The sequence below is a fragment of the Burkholderia stagnalis genome, assembly GCF_039848545.1.
Lineage (GTDB): Bacteria > Pseudomonadota > Gammaproteobacteria > Burkholderiales > Burkholderiaceae > Burkholderia > Burkholderia stagnalis.
The window spans coordinates 1,599,835-1,623,741 of the sequence record NZ_CP156686.1 but is presented as its reverse complement, the minus strand read 5'-3'; the positions used below and the strand labels follow the sequence as shown (position 1 = coordinate 1,623,741).

The 23,907-nt window shown below is 71.0% G+C and carries 27 protein-coding genes; 16 read left to right on the top strand and 11 right to left on the bottom strand.

The features are described 5' to 3' along the window. Window positions 1-216 precede the first annotated feature (216 nt). A complete protein-coding gene (locus tag ABFO07_RS23955) occupies window positions 217-1,731 on the top strand; it encodes an acetyl-CoA hydrolase/transferase family protein (protein WP_059561452.1) in 1,515 nt (504 codons plus the stop codon). A 195-nt stretch (window positions 1,732-1,926) separates the two neighbouring features. Here the strand turns inward: ABFO07_RS23955 and ABFO07_RS23950 are convergent, their stop codons facing one another. After that, a complete protein-coding gene (locus ABFO07_RS23950) occupies window positions 1,927-2,427 on the bottom strand; it encodes a DUF2938 domain-containing protein (protein ID WP_347468687.1) in 501 nt (166 codons plus the stop codon). Between the two features lie 143 nt (window positions 2,428-2,570). Between ABFO07_RS23950 and ABFO07_RS23945 the strand changes: the two genes are divergently transcribed. Continuing rightward, window positions 2,571-3,005 carry a helix-turn-helix domain-containing protein gene (locus ABFO07_RS23945; RefSeq protein WP_060150297.1) on the top strand — a complete coding sequence of 145 codons (435 nt, stop codon included), beginning with the start codon at window positions 2,571-2,573 and terminating at the stop codon, window positions 3,003-3,005. Between the two features lie 66 nt (window positions 3,006-3,071). Further along, window positions 3,072-3,686, top strand: a complete 615-nt coding sequence (locus ABFO07_RS23940; protein WP_059989031.1) for an HAD family hydrolase — start codon at window positions 3,072-3,074, stop codon at window positions 3,684-3,686. Window positions 3,687-3,998: 312 nt separating this feature from the next. Here the strand turns inward: ABFO07_RS23940 and ABFO07_RS23935 are convergent, their stop codons facing one another. Continuing rightward, window positions 3,999-5,327, bottom strand: coding sequence for a PLP-dependent aminotransferase family protein (locus tag ABFO07_RS23935; RefSeq protein WP_059910649.1), 1,329 nt, complete (start codon window positions 5,325-5,327; stop codon window positions 3,999-4,001). Between the two features lie 82 nt (window positions 5,328-5,409). On the opposite strand from ABFO07_RS23935, the gene ABFO07_RS23930 reads away from it, so the two are divergent. Next, complete coding sequence (locus ABFO07_RS23930; RefSeq protein ID WP_059808168.1) at window positions 5,410-6,039, top strand: LysE family translocator; 630 nt, start codon at window positions 5,410-5,412, stop codon at window positions 6,037-6,039. A gap of 47 nt (window positions 6,040-6,086) precedes the next feature. Then, a complete protein-coding gene (locus tag ABFO07_RS23925) occupies window positions 6,087-6,449 on the top strand; it encodes an antibiotic biosynthesis monooxygenase family protein (RefSeq protein WP_059561437.1) in 363 nt (120 codons plus the stop codon). 28 nt (window positions 6,450-6,477) lie between these two features. On the opposite strand, the gene ABFO07_RS23920 is transcribed toward ABFO07_RS23925, so the two are convergent. Then, window positions 6,478-7,356, bottom strand: a complete 879-nt coding sequence (locus tag ABFO07_RS23920) for a helix-hairpin-helix domain-containing protein (RefSeq protein WP_059561434.1) — start codon at window positions 7,354-7,356, stop codon at window positions 6,478-6,480. 214 nt (window positions 7,357-7,570) lie between these two features. On the opposite strand from ABFO07_RS23920, the gene ABFO07_RS23915 reads away from it, so the two are divergent. From ABFO07_RS23915 to ABFO07_RS23900, 4 genes are all read left to right on the top strand, one after another. Then, window positions 7,571-7,771 (top strand): DUF2905 domain-containing protein, encoded by a 201-nt coding sequence (locus ABFO07_RS23915; protein ID WP_059883073.1) that lies wholly within the window; start codon window positions 7,571-7,573, stop codon window positions 7,769-7,771. Further along, the gene (locus ABFO07_RS23910) at window positions 7,768-8,904 is read left to right on the top strand and encodes a CapA family protein (protein WP_347468686.1); all 1,137 of its coding nucleotides are present in this window, start codon (window positions 7,768-7,770) and stop codon (window positions 8,902-8,904) included. Before ABFO07_RS23915 ends, ABFO07_RS23910 begins: the two co-directional genes overlap by 4 nt. Before the next feature lie 119 nt (window positions 8,905-9,023). Beyond that, window positions 9,024-9,413, top strand: a complete 390-nt coding sequence (locus ABFO07_RS23905) for a hypothetical protein (RefSeq protein ID WP_059923142.1) — start codon at window positions 9,024-9,026, stop codon at window positions 9,411-9,413. 66 nt (window positions 9,414-9,479) lie between these two features. Further along, entirely contained in the window at window positions 9,480-10,370 is an 891-nt protein-coding gene (locus ABFO07_RS23900) for an SH3 domain-containing protein (protein ID WP_060013604.1), read from the top strand. A gap of 141 nt (window positions 10,371-10,511) precedes the next feature. Here ABFO07_RS23900 and ABFO07_RS23895 read toward each other — a convergent pair whose 3' ends face one another. The 5 genes from ABFO07_RS23895 to ABFO07_RS23875 all read right to left on the bottom strand — a co-directional run bounded on the left by ABFO07_RS23895 (window position 10,512) and on the right by ABFO07_RS23875 (window position 16,698). Further along, window positions 10,512-11,045: a cytochrome b gene (locus ABFO07_RS23895; protein WP_059883139.1), complete on the bottom strand. Its 534-nt coding sequence runs from the start codon at window positions 11,043-11,045 to the stop codon at window positions 10,512-10,514. Window positions 11,046-11,239: 194 nt separating this feature from the next. Next, window positions 11,240-12,259, bottom strand: coding sequence for an Ldh family oxidoreductase (locus ABFO07_RS23890; protein WP_059561417.1), 1,020 nt, complete (start codon window positions 12,257-12,259; stop codon window positions 11,240-11,242). Next, window positions 12,252-13,847, bottom strand: a complete 1,596-nt coding sequence (locus tag ABFO07_RS23885; protein WP_060013602.1) for an aldehyde dehydrogenase (NADP(+)) — start codon at window positions 13,845-13,847, stop codon at window positions 12,252-12,254. Before ABFO07_RS23885 ends, ABFO07_RS23890 begins: the two co-directional genes overlap by 8 nt. Before the next feature lie 65 nt (window positions 13,848-13,912). After that, window positions 13,913-15,538 carry an APC family permease gene (locus tag ABFO07_RS23880; RefSeq protein WP_347468685.1) on the bottom strand — a complete coding sequence of 542 codons (1,626 nt, stop codon included), beginning with the start codon at window positions 15,536-15,538 and terminating at the stop codon, window positions 13,913-13,915. 239 nt (window positions 15,539-15,777) lie between these two features. Beyond that, window positions 15,778-16,698, bottom strand: coding sequence for a dihydrodipicolinate synthase family protein (locus ABFO07_RS23875; RefSeq protein ID WP_347468684.1), 921 nt, complete (start codon window positions 16,696-16,698; stop codon window positions 15,778-15,780). Between the two features lie 251 nt (window positions 16,699-16,949). Between ABFO07_RS23875 and ABFO07_RS23870 the strand changes: the two genes are divergently transcribed. The 7 genes from ABFO07_RS23870 to ABFO07_RS23840 all read left to right on the top strand — a co-directional run bounded on the left by ABFO07_RS23870 (window position 16,950) and on the right by ABFO07_RS23840 (window position 21,856). Beyond that, a complete protein-coding gene (locus ABFO07_RS23870) occupies window positions 16,950-17,882 on the top strand; it encodes a 4-hydroxyproline epimerase (RefSeq protein ID WP_059883137.1) in 933 nt (310 codons plus the stop codon). Next, a complete protein-coding gene (locus ABFO07_RS23865) occupies window positions 17,879-19,006 on the top strand; it encodes an NAD(P)/FAD-dependent oxidoreductase (protein ID WP_124491093.1) in 1,128 nt (375 codons plus the stop codon). Before ABFO07_RS23870 ends, ABFO07_RS23865 begins: the two co-directional genes overlap by 4 nt. After that, window positions 19,003-19,236 (top strand): (2Fe-2S)-binding protein, encoded by a 234-nt coding sequence (locus ABFO07_RS23860; protein WP_017329728.1) that lies wholly within the window; start codon window positions 19,003-19,005, stop codon window positions 19,234-19,236. The genes ABFO07_RS23865 and ABFO07_RS23860 overlap by 4 nt, the downstream gene beginning before the upstream one ends. Further along, on the top strand, window positions 19,233-20,495 hold the full coding sequence (locus tag ABFO07_RS23855; RefSeq protein WP_347468683.1) for an FAD/NAD(P)-binding oxidoreductase: 1,263 nt from the start codon (window positions 19,233-19,235) through the stop codon (window positions 20,493-20,495). Before ABFO07_RS23860 ends, ABFO07_RS23855 begins: the two co-directional genes overlap by 4 nt. Window positions 20,496-20,657: 162 nt before the next feature. Continuing rightward, a complete protein-coding gene (locus ABFO07_RS23850) occupies window positions 20,658-21,008 on the top strand; it encodes an ArsR/SmtB family transcription factor (protein WP_059561396.1) in 351 nt (116 codons plus the stop codon). After that, window positions 20,998-21,432: a YeeE/YedE family protein gene (locus ABFO07_RS23845; protein ID WP_059561392.1), complete on the top strand. Its 435-nt coding sequence runs from the start codon at window positions 20,998-21,000 to the stop codon at window positions 21,430-21,432. The genes ABFO07_RS23850 and ABFO07_RS23845 overlap by 11 nt, the downstream gene beginning before the upstream one ends. 1 nt (window position 21,433) lies before the next feature. Next, a complete protein-coding gene (locus tag ABFO07_RS23840) occupies window positions 21,434-21,856 on the top strand; it encodes a DUF6691 family protein (RefSeq protein WP_059561389.1) in 423 nt (140 codons plus the stop codon). Window positions 21,857-21,898: 42 nt separating this feature from the next. Here the strand turns inward: ABFO07_RS23840 and ABFO07_RS23835 are convergent, their stop codons facing one another. The 3 genes from ABFO07_RS23835 to ABFO07_RS23825 all read right to left on the bottom strand — a co-directional run bounded on the left by ABFO07_RS23835 (window position 21,899) and on the right by ABFO07_RS23825 (window position 23,770). Continuing rightward, window positions 21,899-22,120 carry a hypothetical protein gene (locus tag ABFO07_RS23835; RefSeq protein WP_155634333.1) on the bottom strand — a complete coding sequence of 74 codons (222 nt, stop codon included), beginning with the start codon at window positions 22,118-22,120 and terminating at the stop codon, window positions 21,899-21,901. A gap of 59 nt (window positions 22,121-22,179) precedes the next feature. After that, on the bottom strand, window positions 22,180-22,455 hold the full coding sequence (locus ABFO07_RS23830; protein WP_347468682.1) for a hypothetical protein: 276 nt from the start codon (window positions 22,453-22,455) through the stop codon (window positions 22,180-22,182). A gap of 97 nt (window positions 22,456-22,552) precedes the next feature. Next, the gene (locus ABFO07_RS23825; RefSeq protein WP_347469684.1) at window positions 22,553-23,770 is read right to left on the bottom strand and encodes a cytochrome-c peroxidase; all 1,218 of its coding nucleotides are present in this window, start codon (window positions 23,768-23,770) and stop codon (window positions 22,553-22,555) included. Window positions 23,771-23,907: the final 137 nt, after the last annotated feature.

Below are 23,907 nucleotides of genomic sequence, written 5' to 3'. Positions count from 1 at the left end.
CGCTGGCGCGCCGCCTGTCACAGAACGGCCGTTCGATATCCGGCAAATTCAGGAAGGGTCTTTTGCATCCGGCAGACATTTCGCGGAGGCCGCCTCTGCGATACTCGACCCGTACCTGTGGTGCCGGCCGCCGATCGCGGCCCCAAGGGTTTCACGCCGCTCAGGAGACACCCCCCGCGGCGTCAACGACAGACCAAAACGCGTTCGAAATCTGCCATGTCCTCATCACGCATTCTTGCCCCCGCCCTGCGTTCGCTCGTCCGCACCGCCGACGAAGCCGCCGCCCTGATCCGTCCCGGCATGACCGTCGCCATGAGCGGCTTCACCGGCTCGGGCTACCCGAAAGCCGTACCGGCCGCGCTCGCCGCGCACATCGAGGCTACGCAGGCACGCGGCGAAGACTTCCGCATCAACGTGCTGACGGGCGCGTCCACCGCGCCCGAGCTCGACGGCGCGCTCGCCCGCACGAACGGCATCTCGATGCGGCTGCCGTACCAGTCGGACCCGACGCTGCGCGACAAGATCAACGCCGGCGAAGTCGACTATCAGGACATCCACCTGAGCCACGTCGCGCAATACGCGTGGTTCGGGCTGTTCGGCGAACTCGACGTCGCGATCATCGAAGTCGCGGGCATTCGCGAGGACGGGCTGCTGATCCCGTCCGCATCGGTCGGCAACAACAAGACGTGGCTCGAGCAGGCGAAGCACGTGATCCTCGAGGTCAATTCGCGCCAGCCGCTCGGCCTCGACGGGATGCACGACATCTATTACGGCACTGCGCTGCCGCCGCACCGCAAGCCGATTCCGCTGACGAAGAGCGACGACCGGATCGGCGAGCCGTACCTGCGCTGCCCGGCCGACAAGATCGTCGCGATCGTCGAGACCGACGCGCCGGATCGCAGCAATGCGTTCTCCGCGCCGGACGAGACGTCGAAGCAGATCGCGGGGCAGCTGATCGATTTCCTGCGCCACGAAGTGAAGCGCGGCCGCCTGCCGGAAAACCTGCTGCCGCTGCAGTCGGGCGTCGGCAACATCACGAACGCGGTGCTCGCGGAGCTCAGCTCGGCCGGCTTCTCGAACCTCGCCGCGTACACCGAAGTGATCCAGGACGGCATGCTCGACCTGCTCGCCGACGGCACGCTGAGCTTCGCGTCGGCCACCGCGCTGTCGCTGAGCCCCGATGCGGTGAAGCGCTTCGCCGATGAAATCGCGATGTTCCGCGAGAAGATCGTGCTGCGTCCGCAGGAGATCAGCAACCACCCGGAACTCGTGCGCCGGCTCGGCTGCATCGCGATGAACGGGATGATCGAGGCCGACATCTACGGCAACGTGAACTCGACGCACGTGATGGGCACGAAGATCCAGAACGGCATCGGCGGCTCGGGCGACTTCGCGCGCAACGGCTACCTGTCGTGCTTCATGTCGGCGAGCACCGCGAAGGGCGGCGCGATCTCGCGGATCGTGCCGATGGCGAGCCACGTCGACCACACCGAGCACGATGTCGCGGTGGTCGTCACCGAGCAGGGCCTTGCCGACCTGCGCGGCCTGTCGCCGAAGCAGCGCGCGCGCAAGATCATCGCGACCTGCGCGCATCCGGATTTCCGGCCGATGCTCGAGGACTACTTCGAGCGCGCGTGCCGCGAGAGCTTCGGCAAGCAGACGCCGCACCTGCTCGGCGAAGCGCTGTCGTGGCACGAGCGGTTCGTGCGGACCGGGTCGATGAAGGGCTGACCCTGCCGCTCCGACGCGCGCCGCGGGCGCGCGTCAATCCATCGCCGCGTGCGCGACGTCCGCGCTGCCGGCCTCGCGCAGGACGAGCGCGACACGCTGATCGGCCTGCTCGGGCGGGTGCGCGGCAACCTGATCGACAGCAGCGGGGCGTGACGGCGGGCACGCCGGCTGCCGATGCGGCGCCGGCGCTGCGCGTCACGGCATGACGTCGACCACCACGCGCGCCGCCACATAGAGCCCCACCCCGTAGGTCAGGTGCGCGACGAGGCTGCGGCGTCGCGCGACGCCCGGCTGCGGCGTGCGCGCGGCGGCGATGCCGAAGCCGAATGCCGGCTGCATCACGAAGAACGGCGCGGTCACGCTGACGAGGCCGGCAGCGAGCGCGGGCAGCAGGGTCGGCGCGCGCAGCCATCCGGTTCCCGCGATCGCGACGGGCAGGGTCGCGATCGCGATGCCGATCGCGTAATGCGCGAACCAGCCGGCCGCGCGCTCGTACGGCACCGGCGCCGCCGCAATGATGGACGCATGCCGGAACCGGCCCGCCGGCATGTGGCCGAGCCAGCGGCCGACCAGCGCGTAATCGAGCGATGGAATGCCGAGCACGTGCTGCCGGAACAGCGTCCACAGATCCAGTGCGAACGTGCCCCCCGCGCCGACCAGCAGCAGGCGGAACAGGGCGTCGGCCGCGCCGCTCATCGTGCGCCCCCGGCGTTTGCCGGGTGAAAGGCGCCGGGCAGGCCCGCGCGCCGCAGGGTTCGAATCGATGTCATCGAAATTCCACCTTGTTCCAAAGGGAGCGAGCGGCTATCTTGCAACTTCAAGTTCCCTTGAGGTCAAGCATGAGCAGTCTTGATATCGCCGACGTCACGCAACGCGCGGGGTTGCCTGCGTCGACGCTGCGCTACTACGAGGAAAAAGGGCTGATCGTGTCGAACGGGCGTCGCGGCCTGCGCCGGCAATACGATCAGGGGGTGTTGCAGCGGCTCGCGCTGATCGCGCTCGGCCGCGAGGCCGGCTTCTCGCTCGACGAGATCGGCGCGATGCTCGGCGCGGGCGGCGCACCCGCGATCGACCGCGCGAAGCTCGACGCGAAGGCCGACGAGCTGGACCGCACGATCCACCGGCTCAGCGCGGTGCGCGACGGCCTGCGGCACGCGGCGGCCTGCCCGGCGCCGAGCCATCTGCAATGTCCGACGTTCCAGAAGCTGCTGCGCGTCGTGGAGCATCGCCCGCCCGCGCGCCGCGCGAAGCCGGTCGGCGCGGGCGGCGACTAGGCGAGGCGCGCGGCTTTCGGTCGTGCTGTATCGTCGTTCGATCGCTTTGCGGCCCGAGGAGGCGCCATGAGCTTGCCGATCGCATGGGTGGTGTTCGACATGGAAGGGGTGCTCACGCACTACGATCGCGCAGCGCGGGTCGCGCGCCTGTCGGTGCTCACGGGCCGGCCGCCCGACGCGATCCGCCATGCGATCTGGGAATCGGGCCTCGAAGCGCGCGCCGATGCCGGCGAGCTCACGCCGGCCGCCTACCTGGACGCGCTCGGCAGCCTGCTCGCATGCCGCGTGAGCCGCGACGCGTGGCTCGATGCCCGTCGCGCGTCGATCACGCCGAACGCCGAGACGCTCGCGCTCGCCGCGCGGGTGGCCGAGCGGCGCCCGATCGCGGTGCTCACGAACAACTGCCGGCTCGTCACCGATCACCTCGACTATCTGAATCCGCCGCTCGCGCGGCTGTTCGGCGCGCATGTATTCGCGTCCGCGTCGTTCGGCGCGGCCAAGCCGGCCGCGCAGGCGTATCTCGGCTGCGTCGCGCAGCTCGGCGCGCGGCCTGACGCGACGCTGTTCATCGACGATACGGATGCGAACGTCGCCGGCGCGGTCGACGCGGGGCTGCTCGGCTATCGCTTCGTCGATGCCGCGCGGCTCGCCGATGAACTGCGCGGGCGCGGGCTGATCTAGGTCTTGTTCACGCTGATAACGGGCTTGCGAACGTGCCTTTGCGCCCGCAGGGCAAGGAGAGAGGAGGCGCAATAGCCGTCGCTATTGCAACGACGAACGACGCGGCAATGCGGGCGGAAAGGCACGTTCGCCTGATTTGAAAAAGTCATGTGTGGGGCTGGCCCCCAGAAGGGCCGATCGCTGCGTCATGCGCCTCGCGAATACGTCGCGTATTCGCTTCGTCGCATTCCTTGCGCTCGGCCCTTCCGGGGGCCAGCGCAAGCCCGTTATTAGCGTGAACAGGCACTAGACCGCTTGCAAATACGGCGGCCGTCAGCCGATTGCCGCGCGCCGCACCCGCCCCAGCGCCGCTTCGAGCGCATCCATCGAGATCGAGCCGAGTGCGATGCGTAGCGCCTGCGGCGTGCTGGCCGTCGTCGCGAACGGCTCGGCGGTCGTCACGCGCACGCCGTCGCGTTCGAGTGCGGCCGCGACGTCGTCCGCGCGCAGATGGTCGGGCAGCATCAGCCACACGTAGTACGACGACGGATGCGCGAGCAGCGCGCCGCCGCGCAGCATCCGCCGCGCGAGCGCCTGCCTGCCGCGCGCATCGTCGCGCTTTTGCTCCTCGAGCGTATCGACGACACCTTGCTCGATCCACTGGCACGCGAGCGCGACCGTCAGCGACGGCGTGTTCCACGTCGAGACGCGGATCGCGCGTTCGAGCAGCGGCACCCAGCGCGGCGGCGCGGCAACGAAGCCGAGCCGCAACCCCGATGCCACGCTCTTCGACAGGCCGGACACGTAGACCGTGCGATCCGGCGCGAGCGTGAACAGCGGTGGCGGCGCGGGCTCCGCGAGGAACGCATACGCGCCGTCCTCGACGATCAGCAGGTCGTGCCGCTCGGCCAGCGCCGCCAGGCGCCGGCGGTCCGGCTCGCCCATGACCGCGCCGAGCGGGTTGTGCAGCGTCGGCATCGTGTAGACCGCGCGCACCGGCCGCCTCGCGCACAGCGCCGCGAGCCGTTCGAGATCCATGCCGCCGCCCGGGAGCGCCGGCACCGGCGCCAGTTCGAGCCGATGCGCATGGGCGAGCGCCTTCATGCCGGGGTAGGTGAGCGCGTCGACGGCGATGACGTCGCCCGGCTGCAACAAGGCCATTGCGACGATCGCGAGACCCTGCTGCGCGCCGTTGACGATCAGCACCTGCTCGCCGGGCACGCGGATACCGCGGTTGCGCAGATGGCGGGCGACGGTCTGCCGTTCGTGCGGCCGGCCGCCCTGCGGCGCCGAATGCAGCAGCGCGTCGAGGTCGCCCGACGCGGCGAGGCTGCGCAGCCCGCTGCGCAGCAGCTCGACCTGGCCGGGCAGCGACGGATAGTTGAACGTCAGGTCGATCGCGTCCGCGCGGGCAGGGTGCTGTTCGAGGCCGAGGCCGCGCGGCAGCGACGTATCGCGCACGAACGTGCCGCGCCCGGTCTCGCCGACGACGAGGCCGATCGCCTCGAGCTCCGCATAGACGCGCGCGGCGGTTGCGAGCGCGATGCCGTGCTGCTTCATCAGCGCGCGCACGGTCGGTAACTGCGCGCCGGGCGGCAGCCGGCCCGCGTGGATCCGTGCCGCGAAGTCGTCGACGATCGATCGGTATCGGGGTTCGCGCATCGCTTGTATCTGGAACAATTCTTTGTTTGTATCGGATCGGGAGATTACGCTGCCGACGTCGCTCACGCAAACCCTGTTCCCCATGATCGAACTGTCGACCCTCTCGATTTTTTCGGCGGCCGTGCTGCTGTTGCTGCTGTCACCCGGACCGAACATGACGTTCGTGCTTGCGCACGGCGTGACGTATGGCATGCGCGGCGGCGCCGCGGCCGCGCTCGGCATCGGCGTGGCGGACCTGATCCTGACTGCATTGACCGCCACCGGCGTGACCGCGGCCGTCAACGCGTGGCCGCCTTCGTTCGACGTGATCCGCTACGCGGGCGCCGCGTACCTGCTGTGGATGGCGTTCAAGGCGCTGCGGCAGCCGGGGCGCCTCGGCGCGGCCGGCGCGCCGCAACGGTCGCTGGCGTCGGTGGCCGGCCGGGCGATGCTGAACAGCCTGCTGAACCCGAAGGCGCTGCTGTTCTTCGTGGTGTTCCTGCCGCAGTTCGTCGACCCGCGCCATGGCCCGGTCGCGGCGCAACTGGTCGAACTCGGCTGCGTGCTCACCGCGATCAGCACGGTGTTCCACCTGCTGCTCGGCGCGGCCGGCGGCACGGTGCAGCGCCTGGTATCGCGCCACGCGCGTGCGGCGATGCTGCAATCGCGCGGGCTGGCCGCCGTGCTCGTGCTGCTCGCGGTGCGGCTGGCCGTGATGTCGCGCCCGGCATGAGCGGCGGACGAACCCTGGATGCCTGTTCGAATCGTCAAGGAGACCGAATGTACATTGCAGCCTTCATTTACCGGCCGGGCGACGCCGACGACGCGTTTCGCGCGCTGAGCGCGACGATCGACGCGGTGGCCGCGAGCCTGCCCGGTTTCGCCGGCGCCGAGTCGTGGCGCTCGGCCGACGGCGAGCGGATCAACGCGACGTACTACTGGCACGACGAAGCGTCGCTGCGCGCGTTCGCCGCCGATCCGCGGCATCTCGACGCGAAGCGCCAGTATCGCAAGTGGTATGGCGGCTATCACGTGATCGTGTCGAAGGTCGAGCGCGCGTATGGCGACGCCGCGTTCGCGCATGTCGTCGCCGATACGCGGCGCGCGGCCACCCGGCAGCCGGAACCGGGCGTCGCCGGCTGACGCGCCGTGCGTGCCGCGATGCGCCCGATCACCCGGCGTAGTACACGCGGCACTCCATCTCCCGGCCGCGCACGATCCGCTTGCCGGCCAGCTCGCCGTGCGCCTCGGTGACGACCATCCGTTCGCTTTCGCGCAGCACGTCGTCGTAGAAGAACAGCGCGACCCAGTCGGCCATCGGGCTGTCTTCGTAGACGCGCCCCGTGTTCGAGAACAGCGCGGTGAAGTGCCAGCCGCCTCGCGTGATGTGCAGCACGGGCAGCCAGGCCTTGCCTTCGGGGTTCAGGCGCTTCGGCGCGAGCGTCGGCAAGGTGCCGGCGGCGGCCCGCGCGCGATAGAGGCGGTCGATGTGAAGCAGCAGCTCGACCGGCGGCTCGGCACCGAGGCCGCCGTTGCGCGTATGCGCGTGCCAGCGCCGCCGCCGGCTCAGCACCTCGTCGAGCGCGGCGCGGATGCCCGCCGCGCGCCGCGGCCCGACGCCCGACACGGTTTCGAGCCGGCCGGTGCGGGCCGCCGCTTCGAGATCCTCGAGCGTGTCGATGTGCAGCGTGTCGTGGATGCGCATCGCGAGTTCGCGGCCGATGCCCGGCACGGCCTCGAACGCGGATGCGAACGCCGTGTCGCCGCGCAGCCGTTCGAGCTGGCGCCAGCGGCCCGTAAGCAGCAGCTCGGCGATCGCCTGCGCGACGCCGAGGCCGATTTGCGGCAGTGCGTCGAGCGCATCGATGCCGCCGGCGTCGAACAGCGCGCGGACGCTGCGGTCGAGCCCGTCGAGCGTGTCGGCCCCGGCGCGGTAGGCGCCGGCCCGGTACGGGTTCGCGCCCTGGTCGGCCAGACGCTGCGCGGCCTCGCGCAGGCAACTGGCGATTTGCCGGTTTTCCTCGTCGGTTCGGCTGGCGGTCGTCTGCATGGGCGAGGACGCGCGTGGGGTGCGAACGGTGGGGGGCGTGGCGCACGGGGCGCCGGTCAGGCCATCCCCGATTGTCCGGAACACGATGCGCGAAAAATTGATGCGTATCAATGGCAAACGTTGCACACGCGCACGGCCGGTTTCGCGGCGTGATACCCCGGACGGGCCGCGCGGCGCTACGCTGTAGTCAGGACAGCATAGCGGGAGGGCGGCGATGCAACGGGCGCTTCTGGTCTGCGGAATGCTGCTGGTCGCGGCGGGACTCGGCTGGCGCTGGCTCGCGCGGATTCCGTTCGGCCGCCTGCCGGGCGACATCCACATCGTGCGCGACGGCTTCAGCCTTTACCTGCCGCTTGCGACGTGCGCGGTGCTGTCGGCGGCGCTGACGCTGCTGGCGTGGCTGCTGCGGCGATGAACGGCCGGTGCGACGCGACGCCCGCAGGCTGCGCGCGCCTGTTTCTGTGCGGCGACGTGATGACGGGGCGCGGCATCGACCAGATCCTGCCGCACCCGGGCGACCCGCGCTTGTTCGAGCCCGTCTGCCGGTCCGCGCGCGACTACGTGCGGCTCGCGGAGCGGGAAAGCGGGCCGCTGCCGTTCCCGCGCGACGATGCGTATCCATGGGGCGACGCGCTCGCCGTGCTCGAGCGGGTGCAACCCGATGCGCGGATCATCAATCTCGAGACGGCCGTGACCGCGAGCGACGCCCGCTGGCCCGACAAGACGGTGCTGTACCGGATGCATCCGGACAATGTCGGCTGCCTGCTGCGCGCGCGCATCGACTGCTGCGTGCTCGCGAACAACCATACGATGGACTGGGGGCGCGCGGGCCTCGACGAAACGCTCGCGACGCTCGTGCGCGCGGGCATCCGGCCGGTTGGCGCGGGGCGCGACGCGGCCGAGGCGGCAGCGGCGGCCGTCGTCGAGTGTGCGAGCGGCGTGCGCGTACGCATCGATGCGTACGCGTCGGCGAGCGCGGGCGTGCCCGACGCGTGGGCCGCGCGCGGCACGCACGGCGGCGTGAACGTGCTGCCGGATCTGTCGCCGGCGCGGGCCGATGCGATCGGCCGGCGTCTCGCGCAGGCGCGGCGCGCGACCGGCGACGTCAACGTGGTGTCGCTCCATTGGGGCGGCAACTGGGGCTACGCGGCAAGCGCGGACGAGCGCGCCTTCGCGCACCGGCTGATCGACACCGGCGGCGTCGACATCGTGTACGGGCATTCGTCGCATCACGTGCGCGGAATCGAACGGTATCGCGGCCGGCTGATCCTCTACGGCTGCGGCGATTTCCTGAACGACTACGAAGGCATCGCGGGCTACCGCGCGTATCGGCCCGATCTCGCGCTGATGTATTTCCCGCTGGTCGACACGGCGAGCGGTGCGCTGTGCGACCTGTTCATGGCGCCGATGCAGGTCCGGCGGCTGAGCGTGCGGCATGCGCCGGACGACGGTGTCGCGTGGCTGGCCGACGTGCTGGAACGGGAAAGCGCGGTGTTCGGCACGCATGTGCACGTGACGGCGGCCGGCATGCTGGCGTTGCGGGATTGACGCGGGCCGGCGCATGAAACAAACAGTAACCGATCATACGTCCCGAAATGTGCGGGAGACGTAAGCTAGATAGGTGGCGTGCGTCAGGTACCGTGGCGCCGATCTTGCTGGAGCCTGTGATGAACCCGATTTCCGCGATGAAGCCTGCCGTCGTCGCGTTGGCCGTTTTGGCGCTCGGCGGCTGTTACTACTCGAGCCCGTACGGCTATGCGCCTTACTACGCGCCGTACTATGCGCCGGCGACGGTGTCGCAGGTGCCGGTCGCGCCGGACGGCACGGTCGCGACGCCGGATGCGCCAGCGGCGGCTGCGCCCGTCGAGGTCGCGCCGGTTTATCCCGTGCCGGTCTATGCGCCTTACCCGTATTACTACCCGGGCTGGTACGGCTGCTGCTGGCCGCCGGTCGCGATCGGCTTCGGCTTCCGGGGCCACTTCGGCGGCGGTCACCATCACATGGGCGGCGGACACTGGGGCGGCAGGCCCTGGGGTGGCGGCGGGCACCGGCATTGAGCGGCGCGCGGCGACGGCGCGCCATGCAACGAAACGGCGCGGGCCTGCGCCGCGCAGGAGAGCACCATGAGAAACACGATCGTCCGATGCCTGTGCATCGTCTTCCTGGGCCTGCTGGCGATGCCGGGCGCGGCCGATGCGCAGACGGCCGCCTATACGAACGCGCCGGCGAACCTGCGTGCCGGCCCGGCGGAGGACTATCCGCTGGTCGCGCAGATTCCGGAAGGCACGATGGTGTCCGTGATCGGCTGCATCAGCGACTACACGTGGTGCGACGTCGCGCTGCCGGGCGTGCGCGGCTGGCTGTACGCCGGGCTGCTCGACTATCCGTACCAGGGCGGCGCGGCGCCGCTGCTCGACTACGGCGCCGAAATCGGCTTCCCGGTCGTGGTGTTCGCGATCGGGCCGTATTGGGATCGCTACTATCGCAACCGGCCGTGGTTCCACGACCGAGACCGCTTCACGCACCGCGCCGAGCCGCGCATCGGCCCGGGCGGCATGCCGCCGGGGCGCGGCCATCCGCAGCAGAACGAGCCGCCGCCGGCGGCCGTCATGCCGGGCGCGGGCGGACGGCCGGGCGAGCGCGGCGGGCACGAGGGCGGACACGACACGCGGCCGTCGGCCACGCGCGGCGGCTGGACCGGCGGCATCCGCACGCCCGCTCCGGCGCCCGTGCCGATGCCGGCGCCGGCGCCGGTGCCCGCGCCGATGCCGCAAGGCGGCGGGAACATGCATGCACCGGCGCCTTCGGCCACGATGCATGCGCCGCCGCCTGCACCGGCAGCCCCGATGCACGCTCCGGCGCCGACGATGCAGGCGCCCGCGCCCGCCGTCGCGATGCCGCCGCAAGGCCATCAGGACGGTGGCGGAGGCGGCGGGCAGCGCGGCAGCTTCGGCGGCCGGCAAGGCGGTGGAGGCGGAGGCGGCGGACACGGCGGGGATTTCCGGCACGATTGACGGGATCGGCCTCGCAGCCTGTCTGGGGCGTGAAGCCAAAGAGGCCCGGAAGTCCCGGGCCGGAAGCGGGCGATCCGTCCCGCCGACGGCGAGCGTCAGCGGGCCTGACATCGCGTCGCGTGGCGCGCGCCGTGCGTCAGGTCAGAGCATCCGCGAGAGCACGCCGTCCTTCATGACGAAGCGGTGCGCGAGCGCCGCGCAGGCATGCAGGCCGATCAGGATCGCCAGCCCGGTGGCCCACGCGCTGTGCAACTCGCCGATCGACGCGCCGAGCGTGTGCGGCGCGGCGATCGCCGGCAACGAAAACCCGTTCCCAAGCCCGACGTGCCAGGTGCGGCCGTTCGCGTTCAACCAGCCGAGCACCGGCACCGCGATCAGCGACGCGTAAAGCAGCTTGTGCGTCGCGCTCGCAATGAACGCCAGGGCACGGCGCTGCTCGACCTGCGCGATGGGTTTGCGCGCGCCGGACCACAGCAGGCGCGGCACCGCGATCAACAGCAGCAACACGCCCAGATTCACGTGCAGCAGCACCAGCCCGAGCGGCGGCGCGGTGCCGTGGACGTCGGGCATCGTCCAGCCGACGGCGAACTGGGCGGCGACCAGCAGCGCCATGCTCCAGTGGAACAGGCGCGTGAGCCGGTCGTGGCGAGCGGCCTGGTGCGGGGTATCGGACATCGCGACTCCTTCGGGCGATTCGTTGAACCGGGTCGCGACATGGAAAGCGAAGGGCGGTGCTGCGTTGCGCAGCGCGCCGGGATCGGTGTCGCGGGCTGACGTGATCATCGCCGCGCGTTCCTTATGACCGCCTTAAGGTGAGCGAGCGCGCATCGTCCGCGTGCGTTGCATCCGCGGACGATGCGTGCCGTGCGTCAATCGAGCAGCGCCAGGATTTCCTCGTAAAGTGGCTTCGGAATCCGCACGCCGTTCGCGACGCTGCGCGCGCGGGCGTCGAAGCGCCGTTGCGACGGCAGCCGCGCGCCCTGCGCGACGATCGATTCGAGCATCCGCTCGCCGCGCGCGAGCCCCGCGTCGAGATCGTCGCCGAGGAACACCTTCGGATCGAACGCGATCACGAGTTCGCCATGGCACGGCGTCGCGCCGACGCCTTCGTCGAACGCCATCGACTCCTGGCTCGTCATGTCGCCGATCAGCGCGCCGCCGAGCAGTTCGACCATCGCCGCGAGCGCCGAGCCCTTGTGGCCGCCGAAGGTGCGCATCGCGCCGTGCAGCGCGGCCTTCGGGTCGGTGGTCGGCTGGCCGTCGGCATCGATCGCCCAGTGCGGCGGAATCGGCTTGCCTTGCTTCGCATGCAGCTCGATGTCGCCGCGCGCGATCGCGCTCGTCGCGAAATCGAACACGAACGGCACGCCGCCCGGCCGCGGCCACGCGAACGCGATCGGATTGGTGCCGAACACGGGCCGGTTGCCGCCTTCCGGCGCGACCCAGCTATGGCTCGGGTTCATTGCAATGCCCGCGAGGCCCTCGGCCGCGATCGCCTCGACCTCCGGCCACAGCGCGGAGAAGTGATAGCAGCGGTTGATCACCATCGCCGCGATGCCGTGCTGCTTCGCCATCTCGACGAGCACCGGCAGGCCCGTCTCGAAGCTCAGCAGCGAGAAGCCGCGATGCGCATCGACCGCGACGATCGACGACGACAGCCGGCGCAGCGTCGGCACGGCCTGCGGATCGACCTTGCCTTTCTGCAGCGAGCGCACGCAGACCAGCAGCCGGTAGACCCCGTGCGAATGGCACTCGTCGCGCTGGCCCTGCGTGATCACGTTCGCGATCGCGCGCGCATGCGCGTCCGACATGCCGTGGCGGGTCAGTACGCGCAGCGCGAGCGCGTGCACGTCGTCGAGCGACAGGACGACTTCGTTCGCGTCAGACATCGCGCGCCTCCTTCGGCAGGACCAGCACGCCGTCGATGCGCTGCGCGATGCGCAGCGGATTGCCGTCGCGGAGCGCTTCCGGCAGCAGCGCGGCCGGCAAATCCTGATACGAAACGGGCCGCAGGAAGCGTTCGATCGCGCGTGCGCCGACCGACGTCGTGCGCGTGTCGGACGTCGCCGGGAACGGGCCGCCGTGCACCATCGCATGGCCGACCTCGACGCCGGTGCCGAAGCCGTTCACGAGTATGCGGCCGGCCTTGCGCTCGAGCGTCGGCAGCAGCGTCGCGAACAGCGCCGCGTCGCCGTCGCCGAGATGCGCGGCGATCGTCAGCTGGCCTTCGAGCGACTTCAGCACGCGACGCAGCGCGTCGGCGTCCGGGCAGCGCACGATCAGCGATGCCGGGCCGAACACCTCGTCGCGCAGCTCGGGCAGCGCGATGAACGCGTCCGCCGACGTCGCGAACAGCGCGGCGCGCGCCTGGTAGCGCTCGCCGTCGACGCCTTCGGCGAGCGTCTCGACCGCGCCGTGCGCGCGCAGCTTCGCGACCCCCTCGGCATAGCTCGCGTGAATGTGCGGCGTCAGCATCGTCTGCGCCGGGGCGGCGCGCACGGCGCTCGCGGCGGCGGCCTCGAACGCGCGCAGCGCCGGCCCGTCGACGGCGAGCACGAGGCCCGGGTTCGTGCAGAACTGGCCGGCGCCGAGCGTCAGCGATGCGACGAACTGCGGCGCGATCGCGTCGTGCCGCGTGGCGAGCGCGTCGGGCAGCAGCAGCACCGGGTTGATCGAGCTCATCTCCGCGTAGACGGGAATCGGCTCATGGCGCGCGGCCGCGATGTGCATCAGCGCGACGCCGCCGCGCCGCGAGCCCGTGAAGCCGACCGCCTTGATGCGCGGATCGGCGACGAGCGCCTGGCCGATCTCGCGCGACGCGTCGAACAGCAGCGAGAACACGCCGGCCGGCAGCCCGCATTCGCGCACGGCCTGCTGGATCGCGCGGCCGACGAGTTCCGACGTCCCCGGGTGCGCGGAATGCGCCTTGACGATCACCGGGCAGCCGGCCGCGAGCGCGGACGCCGTGTCGCCGCCCGCGACGGAAAACGCGAGCGGGAAGTTCGACGCGCCGAACACGGCAACCGGGCCGATCGCGACGTTGCGCAGCCGCAGGTCGACGCGCGGCAGCGGCTTGCGCCCGGGGCGCGCGGGATCGATGCGCGCATCGAGGAAGCCGCCGTCGCGCACGATCGATGCAAACAGACCGAGCTGGCCGACGGTGCGCCCGCGCTCGCCCTCGACGCGTGCGCGCGGCAGGCCCGATTCGGCGACGCAGCGCTCGATCAGTTCATCGCCGAGCGCCATGATGTGGCGGCCGATCGCGTCGAGAAATTCGGCGCGGGCCGCGAGGCTCGTTTCGCGATAGGTGTCGAACGCGTCGTCGGCGAGCGCGCAGGCCGTCTCCAGGTCGCGCAGGCTCGCGCCGCCGAATGCGGGCGCGAGCCGCTCGCCCGTCGCGGCGGCGATGGCATGGAGTTCGCCGTTCTGCCCGGTGACGGCAGATTGGCCGATCAGAAGCTGGCCGGTGAGTCGCATGGTTCTCCTCGAAAAAAGTGCGGGCCGGGCGCGCGGCCCGGCCGATGAAAAAAGGGAAGGAGGCGTCAGCCCTCGTCGTCGTCGAGCTGCAGCTTCGCGGACGGCACGCCGGTGTTCGCCCCCCAGTAGTAGATGACGAGCGCGACGGCCGCGACGACAACCGTGTCGTACGGATGCGCGAGCGCGCCGGTGCCGCCGAAGCCGCCGAAATACGACAGCGCGATCATCGCCGCGTAGAACGCGATCAGCCACGCCGACGAGCGCACCTGTTCGGCGAGGCTCAGGTGCGCGGTCGGCACCCAGCGGCGGCACGCGAGATAGATCGCGAACATCGCGATCTGCAGCCCGAGCAGCCAGGACACGGTGCTCCAGCCCGACCAGTAGACGATCAGCGCGGCGATCACGAACGACGCGGGGCCGGTGATCGCGAACGCGCTCGCGCGGAACGGCCGCGGCAGGTCGGGCGCGGTGCGCCGCAGCGCCGCGACCGACACGGGCGCGACCGCGTAGCTGAGCACCAGCGCGGCCGACACGATGTTGATCAGCGCTTCCCACGACGGGAACGGCAGCGTCCAGAAGATCGAGAGCCCGAAGGTGAGCCACAGGCCCGCGCGCGGAATGCCGGACGCTTCGTCGACGCGCGTGAACACCTTGAAGAAGGTGCCCGTCTTCGCCCAGCCGTACACGACGCGCGGCGTCGCGTTCATGTAGATGTTGCCGCAGCCGCTCGGCGAGATCATCGCGTCGGCGACGACCATCACCGCGAGCCAGCCGACGCCGAGCGCGAGCGCGATGTCGCGGTAGGGCAGCGAGAACGCCTTGCTGACGTCGTGCCAGCCGGCGGCGAGCATGTCCGTCGGAATGCTGCCGATGAACGCGAGCTGGAGCAGCACGTAGATCAGCGTCGACAGCAGGATCGACAGGATCAGCGCGATCGGGATCGTGCGCTGCGGATTGCGCACCTCGCTCGCGACCGACACGATCGGCGTGAGCCCGAGGTACGCGAAGATGATGCCGCCCGCCGACACCGCCATCTCGATGCCCGGCATGCCGAACGGCGCGAAGCCGTGCATGGTCAGGTTCGCGGGCTTGAAGAACGTGAACAGCACCGCGATCACCGACAGCGGCACGATGAACTTGAAGATGCTGATGATGTTGTTCGCCTTCGCGAACGTCTTCACGCTCGAATAGTTCAGGTAGAAGAAGAAACCGAGGAGCGCGGCCTGCACGAGCCAGCCGAGCGTCGTCGGGTCGCTCGATCCTTCGGCCATCAGCCCCGGAAACCACGCGGCCGCGTATTGGCGCGCGGCGACGACTTCGATCGCGATCAGGCTCGAAAAGGCGATCAGCGTGATGAAGCCCATCAGGTAGCCGAGCAGCGGGCCGTGCGAGAACACCGGGTAGCGCACCACGCCGCCCGCGCGCGGCAGCGCGGCGCCGAGTTCGCAGTAGACGATGCCGAGCAGCAGCACCGCGAAGCCGCCGAGCAGCCACGAGAAGATGCCGGCCGGGCCCGCGATCGTCGACACGTGACTCGCGGCGAACAGCCACCCCGATCCAAAGATGGCGCCGAGACCGATGAACGTGAGGTCGGTCAGCGACAGCTGTTTCTTGAACTTCCCGTGACCCGCGTCGGGGTGCGCGGAACGGGAAAGCGGCACGGACGGTCGTGCATTGCCTTGGCCTGGCATGGGCTGTGTCTCCTATGGGAATGTCGGCAACGGCGGAAACCGCGCCGCGCTCCCACGGAGCAGCGGCGCGCGCCTGCCGGCCGGCGGCGCCCGGTTCGATCGACCGGGGCGGGCCGCGGGGCCGGTTCACGCGCGACGCGGGCAGGCGTCGGCGTGAACGGGCCCGTGCGGGCCATGCCGGACGGGAAGCGGCGGCGCGCGAAGGGGAAGCCTGTGCGCCGCCGCCGGGGGGAAGTCGATCAGAGGCCGACGTCCGGCAGTGCGGGACGGTTTTCGAGCGCCTTCGCGACGATCGCCTTCACTTCCGCGAGCGTGTCGCCCTGCAGCGCGAGGCGCGGCGGGCGCGTGACCGCGCTGCCGCGGCCGACCAGCTCTTCGCACAGCTTGATGCACTGCACGAGGTCCGGGCGCGCGTCGAGGTGCAGCAGCGGCATGAACCAGCGATACAGCGCGAGCGCTTCGTCGAAACGCTTCTGCTTCGCGAGGCGGAACAGCGTCTCGCCTTCCTTCGGGAACGCGTTAGACATGCCCGACACCCAGCCTTCGGCGCCCACGGCGATGCTCTCGACCACCACGTCGTCGAGGCCCGCGAACAGCACGAAGCGGTCGCCCACCGCGTTGCGCAGGTCGATGAAGCGGCGCGTGTCGCCCGACGAATCCTTGAAGCAGACGATGTTCTCGCAATCCTGCAGCGCGATCAGCACGTCGGGCGTCACGTCGTTCTTGTAGATCGGCGGGTTGTTGTAGACCATCACCGGCAGGTCGGTGCTGGTCGCGACCGCGCGGAAGTGCGCGGCGGTCTCGTGCGGCTTCGCCGAGTAGACCAGCGCGGGCATCACCATCACGCCGTCGACGCCGACGCGCTGCGCTTCACGCACGGTGTTGCGTGCGAACTCGGTGGTGAACTCGGCGATGCCGGCGATCACCGGGATCTTGCCGCCGGCCGCGTCGCGCGCCACTTCGATCACCTGGAGCTTTTCCGACGTGGACAGCGACGTGTTTTCGCCGACCGTGCCGCAGACCACGAGGCCCGACACGCCGTCGTTCACCAGGTTCTTCACCACGCGGTGCGTGGCGTCGATGTCGAGGGAAAAGTCCGGCTTGAACTGGGTGCTGACGGCCGGGAAAACCCCGGTCCATTGAATGGCTTTGCGGCTCACTGAAATCTCCTACGGTTCGTATCGTTCGGCCGACAGGTGTCGGTGTGGTGACCAGTATCGCCGCGCAAACCCCCGTCGCGCTTGAGTCGTTTCCCGGAGCAAAATGACGAAATCGGCATAGTCGCCGAAAGCGGCGTGGAGGGCGCCCGGCGTTGTGCCGATTTCGTCGTCGTCCTCATCGAAAATCCACAAGCGGGCGGACGCGCGACGGAGGAAGCTGTGCTCCTTTCCCCACTTTCGGACGACGCATGATGAAGCGCATCCAGATCATCGATTCGCACACCGGCGGCGAACCCACGCGGCTCGTCGTGTCCGGTTTTCCCGCGCTCGGCAACGGCTCGATGGCCGAGCGGCGCGACGTGCTCGCGCGCGAGCACGACCGCTATCGCACCGCGTGCATTCTCGAGCCGCGCGGCAGCGACGTGCTGGTCGGCGCGCTGCTGTGCGAGCCGGTGTCGCCCGACGCGGCCGCCGGCGTGATCTTCTTCAACAATTCCGGCTATCTCGGCATGTGCGGGCACGGCACGATCGGCGTCGTGCGCACGCTGCATCACATGGGCCGCATCGCGCCGGGCGTGCACAAGATCGAGACGCCGGTCGGCACCGTCGAGGCGACGCTGCACGACGACCTGTCGGTCAGCGTGCGCAACGTGCTCGCGTATCGCCACGCGAAGGACGTCATCGTCGACGTGCCGGGCCACGGCCCCGTGAAGGGCGACATCGCGTGGGGCGGCAACTGGTTCTTCCTGATCAGCGGCCACGGGCAGCGCGTCGCCGGCGACAACGTCGCGGCGCTGACCGCCTACGCGTCGGCCGTGCGCGCAGGGCTCGAACGCGCGGGCATCACCGGCGCGAACGGCGGCGAGATCGACCACATCGAGTTGTTCGCCGACGATCCCGAGCACGACAGCCGCAGCTTCGTGCTGTGCCCGGGCCTCGCGTACGACCGCTCGCCGTGCGGCACCGGCACGAGCGCGAAGCTCGCGTGCCTCGCCGCGGACGGCAAGCTCGCGCCGGGCGTCGTGTGGCGGCAGGCGAGCGTGATCGGCAGCGTGTTCCACGCGAGCTACGCCGCAAGCGACGGCGGCATCGTGCCGACGATCCGCGGCAGCGCGCACCTGAGCGCGGAAGCGACGCTGCTGATCGAGGACGACGATCCGTTCGGCTGGGGCATCGTGTCGTGAGCGACGTGAAGACCGACGTCATCGTGATCGGCGCCGGCATCGTCGGCGCGGCCTGCGCGCACGAGTTCGCATTGCGCGGGCTGCGCGTGCTGGTGCTCGACGACGCGAGCGGCGGCGCGACCGGCGCGGGCATGGGGCACCTCGTCGCGATGGACGACAACGCCGCCGAGCTCGCGCTGAGCCATTACTCGATCGAATTGTGGCGCGCGCTGAGCGCGCAGATGCCCGACGGGTGCGCATATCGCAACTGCGGCACGCTGTGGCTCGCCGCCGATGCGAACGAGATGGACCTCGCGCGCGCGAAGCAGGCGACGCTCGCCGTGCACGGCGTGGCGGGCGAGCTGATCGACGGCGCGGCGCTCGCCGCGCTCGAACCGATGCTGCGCGCCGGCCTCGGCGGCGCGCTGAAGATTCCCGGCGACGGCATCCTGTACGCGCCCGTGGCGGCGAGCTGGCTGCTTCAGCGCGCGCCGGGCGTCACGCTGCGCCGCGAAAAGGTGGTCGAGGCCGACGGGCCGCGCGTAAAGCTCGCGAGCGGCGAGAGGCTGCGCGCGGAGCGCGTGGTTGTGGCGAACGGCGTCGCCGCACGCAGGTTGCTGCCCGAACTGCCGCTGCGGCCGAAGAAGGGGCATCTGCTGATCACCGACCGTTATCCGGGCCGGGTGTCGCACCAGCTCGTCGAGCTTGGCTATGCGGCGAGCGCGCATGCGAGCGACGGTACGTCGGTCGCGTTCAACGTGCAGCCGCGCCCGACCGGCCAGTTGCTGATCGGCTCGTCGCGGCAGTTCGACACCGAGGACCCGCGCGTCGAGCCCCCCGTGCTCGCGCGCATGCTGCGCCGCGCGGTCGGCTACCTGCCGGCGCTGGCCGACCTGAACGGCATTCGCGCATGGGCGGGCTTTCGCGCCGCGAGCCCGGATGGCTTGCCGCTGCTGGGCGAGCATCCCGCACGCCCCGGCGTGTGGCTCGCGGTCGGGCACGAAGGGCTGGGCGTCACGACCGCGCCGGGCAGTGCGCGGCTGCTTGCCGCGCTGATGTTCGGCGAGCGGCCGCCGATCGACGCCGAACCGTATTTGCCGGGACGTTTCCTGTCGACGTCCCCTGTGGCTGGAGCAATTTCATGATCATTCATCTGGATGGCCGCGCGCTGACGGTGGCCGACGGCGTGACCGTCGCCGCCGCCGTCGCGTCGAGCGGCGACGACACGACCCGCACGTCGTGCACGGGCGCGCCGCGCGCGCCGTTTTGCGGAATGGGCATCTGCCAGGAGTGCAGGATGACGATCGACGGCCGCCGCCGGCTCGCGTGCCAGACGCTGTGCCGCGAAGGCATGCAGGTGGAGCGCACGCGATGAAACACGAACATCTGAGCGTCGACGTCGCGATCGTCGGCGCGGGCCCGGCCGGGCTGTCGGCCGCGCAGGCGGCGCTGCGGGGCGGCGCGTCGGTCGCGATCGTCGACGACAACCCGCGCGCGGGCGGGCAGATCTGGCGGCAGGGGCCCGGCGTCGCGGCGCCGCCGGCCGCGGTCGAACGTTTCGCGGTATTGCGGCACCCGAACGTGCGGCATCTGGCGGCCACGCGCATCGTCGCCGAATCGGGCCCCGGCACGCTGCTGCTCGAAGACGACGAACGCGGGCTGCTGCTTGAATACCGCGCGCTGATCCTGTGCTGCGGCGCACGCGAGCTGCTGCTGCCGTTCCCCGGCTGGACGCTGCCGGGCGTCACCGGCGCGGGCGGGCTGCAGGCGCTGATCAAGCACGGCCTCGACGTGCGCGGGCAGCGCACGGTGATCGCCGGCAGCGGGCCGCTGCTGCTGGCGAGCGCCGCGACGGCGCGCGAGCGCGGCGCGCAGGTGCTGCACGTGCTCGAACAGGCCGCGTGGGCGGACGTGGCCGGTTTCGGTGCGGGGCTGTGGCGCTGGCCGTCGAAGCTCGCACAGGCTGCGCGGTTGATCACGTCGGTCTATCGCGCCGATGCGCACGTGGTCGAAGCGTTCGGCGGCACGCGGCTCGAAGGCGTGCGGATCCGGCAGGGCGGCCGCGAATTCGAGGTGGCGTGCGACCGGCTCGCGTGCGGCTTCGGGCTGGTGCCGAACACGGCGCTGCCGAGCTATCTCGGCTGCCGGATCGAGAACGGCGCAGTGGCGGTCGATGCGCACCAGCGCACGAGCCGCGCCGGGCATTTTGCGGCGGGCGAGTGCACGGGCGTCGGCGGCAGCGAGCTGGCGATGGTCGAAGGCGAGATCGCCGGCTGCGCGGCGACCGGGCAGACGGCGCGGCTCGCCGAGCTGATTGCCCGCCGCGCCCGCTGGCAGGCGTTCGCGGATGCGGTGCGCGAACGGTTCGCGATCCGCGAGGCGGTTCGCACGCTCGCGCGGCCCGATACGCTCGTCTGCCGCTGCGAGGACGTGCGCTACGACGCGCTCGTAAACGAAGCCGGCTGGACGGCCGCGAAGCTGCAGTCGCGCTGCGGAATGGGCGCGTGCCAGGGCCGCGTATGCGGCGCGGCCGCGCAGGCGCTGTTCGGCTGGACGCCGCCCGCGCCGCGCTCGCCGCTCGTGCCGGCGCGGGTCGGCACGCTGCTGCTGGACGGGCGCTGCGACGACGCCTGACGGGGTGCGAGCGGCGACAAAGACGGCGGATGGGGCGCAGCTCATCGACGCCAGCGCGGACGACGAAGCCTGAGCGCGAGAATGCACGTCGAGCGGGTGACGCGCTGGCGATCATTATATAAATTTATATAATGTCGAGAAGTAGATTGTCCCGAGCCCTCGATGACGCCAGATTCCTCCACTCCCTTTCCCGACCCGGACCGGATGCGCGCCGCCGCCGAATCGGCCTGTGCGCTGCTGAAGGTGCTGTCGAACCCCGATCGCCTGTTGCTCATGTGCGAGCTGTCGCAGGGCGAACGCTGCGTGAGCGAACTCGAGGCGCGGCTCGACATCCGCCAGCCGACGCTGTCGCAGCAGCTCGGCGTGCTGCGGGACAACGCGCTGGTGCGCACGCGCCGCGAAGGCAAGAACGTCCATTACTCGCTCGACAGCCCCGCGGCGATCGCGGTGATGGCGGTGCTGTACGCGCAGTTCTGCGGCCCCGCCGCCAAGGAGGCTCGCGATGCAGCTTGACCTGACGCATTTCACGCCGTGGCTGTCGCTGGCGGGCGGCGTGCTGATCGGGCTCGCGGCCGCGTGGCTCGTGATGTTCAACGGGCGCGTGGCCGGGATCAGCGGCATCGTCGGCGGCCTGCTCGCGCCGGGCGGCGGCGAGCGGGGCTGGCGCGTCGCGTTCGTCGCGGGGCTGGTGGCCGCGCCGGTCGTCATGCGGCTGGCGGGGTTCGGCGCGATGCCGCAGGTCGATGCCGGCTGGCCGGTGGTGCTGGCCGCCGGTTTCCTGGTCGGCATCGGCACGCGCTATGCCGGCGGCTGCACGAGCGGCCACGGCGTGTGCGGGCTGTCGCGCGGCTCGCCGCGCTCGCTCGTCGCGACCGCGACGTTCATGGCCGTCGGCTTCCTGACGGTGTTCGTGCGGCGGCACCTGCTGGGAGGCTGACATGGCAACGTGGTTCGCGTTCATCGCGGGATTGGTGTTCGGCGGCGGGCTCGTCGTGTCGGGCATGGCGAATCCGCGGAAGGTGCTCGGGTTTCTCGATCTCGCAGGAAGCTGGGATCCGTCGCTCGCGTTCGTGATGGCCGGTGCGACCGGCGTCGGCGTGCTCGCGTTCGCGTGGGCGCGGCGCCGCACGCAATCGTGGCTCGGGCTGCCGATGCAGTTGCCGACGGCGCGCGCGGTCACCGTGCGGCTCGTCGCCGGCAGCGCGGCGTTCGGCGCCGGGTGGGGGCTCGCGGGTTTTTGTCCGGGGCCGGCGATCGTGTCGATCGGCTTCGGATCGGCGAAGGGAATCGGCTTCGTCGTCGCGATGCTGGCGGGGATGGCCGCGTTCGAGTGGATCGAGCGGCGCCGGGCCGCGCGGTGACGGCGGGGGAGCCGCGCTGGTCGACGGGTTCGACCTCTTTCATCAGGAAGCCGCCGATCGCCGACGAGCCAACCATGCGCGCCACTCGCTGAGCAGCGCGCGCCACCCGGCGCGCGGCTCGGGCTCTGGCTCGATCACCGCCGTGCTGGCCGCCTTCGCGCCGGCGGGCGCCAGCGACGCATAGCCGGCCGCGTCGAACGCGAGGCAGTCGCCGGCGTCGAGTATCCGGCGCGATCTTCTCGAACACCGACCGCTTCGCTGCATGCATTCGCCTCCGCTGCACGCGAGTGTTCGATGCGCAGCGCGAGGCGGCGGGTGCCTAGCTAGCGGCCCGCCGAGTGCGCGGCGAGGTGCTGGCGGATCAGCGACAGGTAGCGATCGCCGACCGAGAAGTCGCGCACCGGGCTCGGCCGCCCGACCGGGCGCAGCGTGGCTGGCGCGCTGACGCCGAGGTATCGGCACAGGGCCGACGGATACGGCTTGCGGGTGTGCCCGAGCTGCCGCGCCGCGCGTTCCACGCGGGCATCGCCGACATGCGTACGGAGCCAGGCCAGCACTTGGCGATCGGTGTCGTTGACGATCCGGACCAGATGTTCCATCGCGCACCTCACTGTTTATAAATACAGTACTGTAAATATAACCAGTATTCCGGGCAGCCGCAAGCGAGCCGGGCGGCCGTTGGCCGTCCGGACAGGGTCAGCGTGCAGGGGAGGCGTAGCGCGCGTCGGTCAGCGTGCCGAGGAACGCGACGATGTCGTCGATCTCGGCTTCGAACAGCGCGGGCGGCGTGCCGGGGCGGCGGTTCATCGGCGTCGAGTTCACGTTGATGTTGCCGCGGTAGGCGCCCGGCACGTCGTCGAACGTCGCGGCGCCGTGATACCAGTGGCGCGGATCGGTCGAGCGCGTGTTGTAGAACGCCACCGCGTCGCGCAGCGACGTGAACACGCCGTTGTGCATGAAGGTCTGCTTGAGCGCGACGTTGCGCAGGCCCGGCGTGCGCAGGTAGCCGCACCACTGGCCGGGCTCGGGCCAGCGCAGCCGGCGCGCGGTGTCGCACAGCCCGTTGTCGAAATGGCGCGGGTCGCGATTGGCCGGCAGCGCGCGGTTGCGCGGCACGGCGATCGCGTCGTAGCCGAAATCGGTGAACAGCGACCGCTCCGGGCGGCTCGACGTATCCGACAGCGTGTGGCAGCTCATGCAGTTGCCCTTGTCGGGATTCTTGAACAGCGCGAGGCCGCGCATCTGCTGCGCATCGAGCGGCGTGCGCTGGCGCAGGTAAGCGTCGAAGCGCGACGTGAACGGCGCCATCTCGTCGCTCTGCAGGTACGCCTCGACCGACGCGCCGAGCGCGCGCACGAGCTGCGCCGGGTCGCGCCGCACGCTGCCACCGAAGCGCGCGGCGAGCGCCGGCGCGAGTTCGGTCGCGTCGACCTTGCGCAGCAGCGCGGCGGGCGACCGGTTGTTCATCTCGTTCGGGTCGAACAGCGGCCCGCGGATCTGCTCGGCGAGCGTGTCCGCGCGGCCATCGCTGAACAGGCCGCCGAACGGCGACGGCGCGGGCGCGTCATCGTCCTGGTAGAAGTGGCGGCGCGGCACGTAGCGCACGTAGAGCAGCGACGGCGCGTTGCGCTGGCTGAAGCGTCCCGGCCGGCTGCCTTCCGGCACGCCGGGGCCCGCGAGCGCAGCCGCGGACAGCGTCGGCGCGAACGCGCGGCCCGGATCGTGGCACCCGGCGCACGACATCCCGCGCGGCTCGGACAGGCGCGTGTCGAAGAAGATGCGGCGGCCGAGCGCGACGAGCGTCGGGTCCGGCGCGAAGCGCGCGGCGGACGCATCGATCTTGGACGTGACATGCGGCGTGCCGTTGCCGATCGTGTCGATCACGCGCGCGGGCGGCGCGCCGGGCAGCAGCACGGTGGTGCCGGCGGGCGCGGCGTGCGCCGCGAGCGATGCGACGCCGGAAAGCGCCGCCAGCGCCGCGAGTGCAAGGGCGGTGCCACGGCGCGCACGGCCGGCGCGCGACACCCCGCGCACGCCATGCGCGCGCGGCG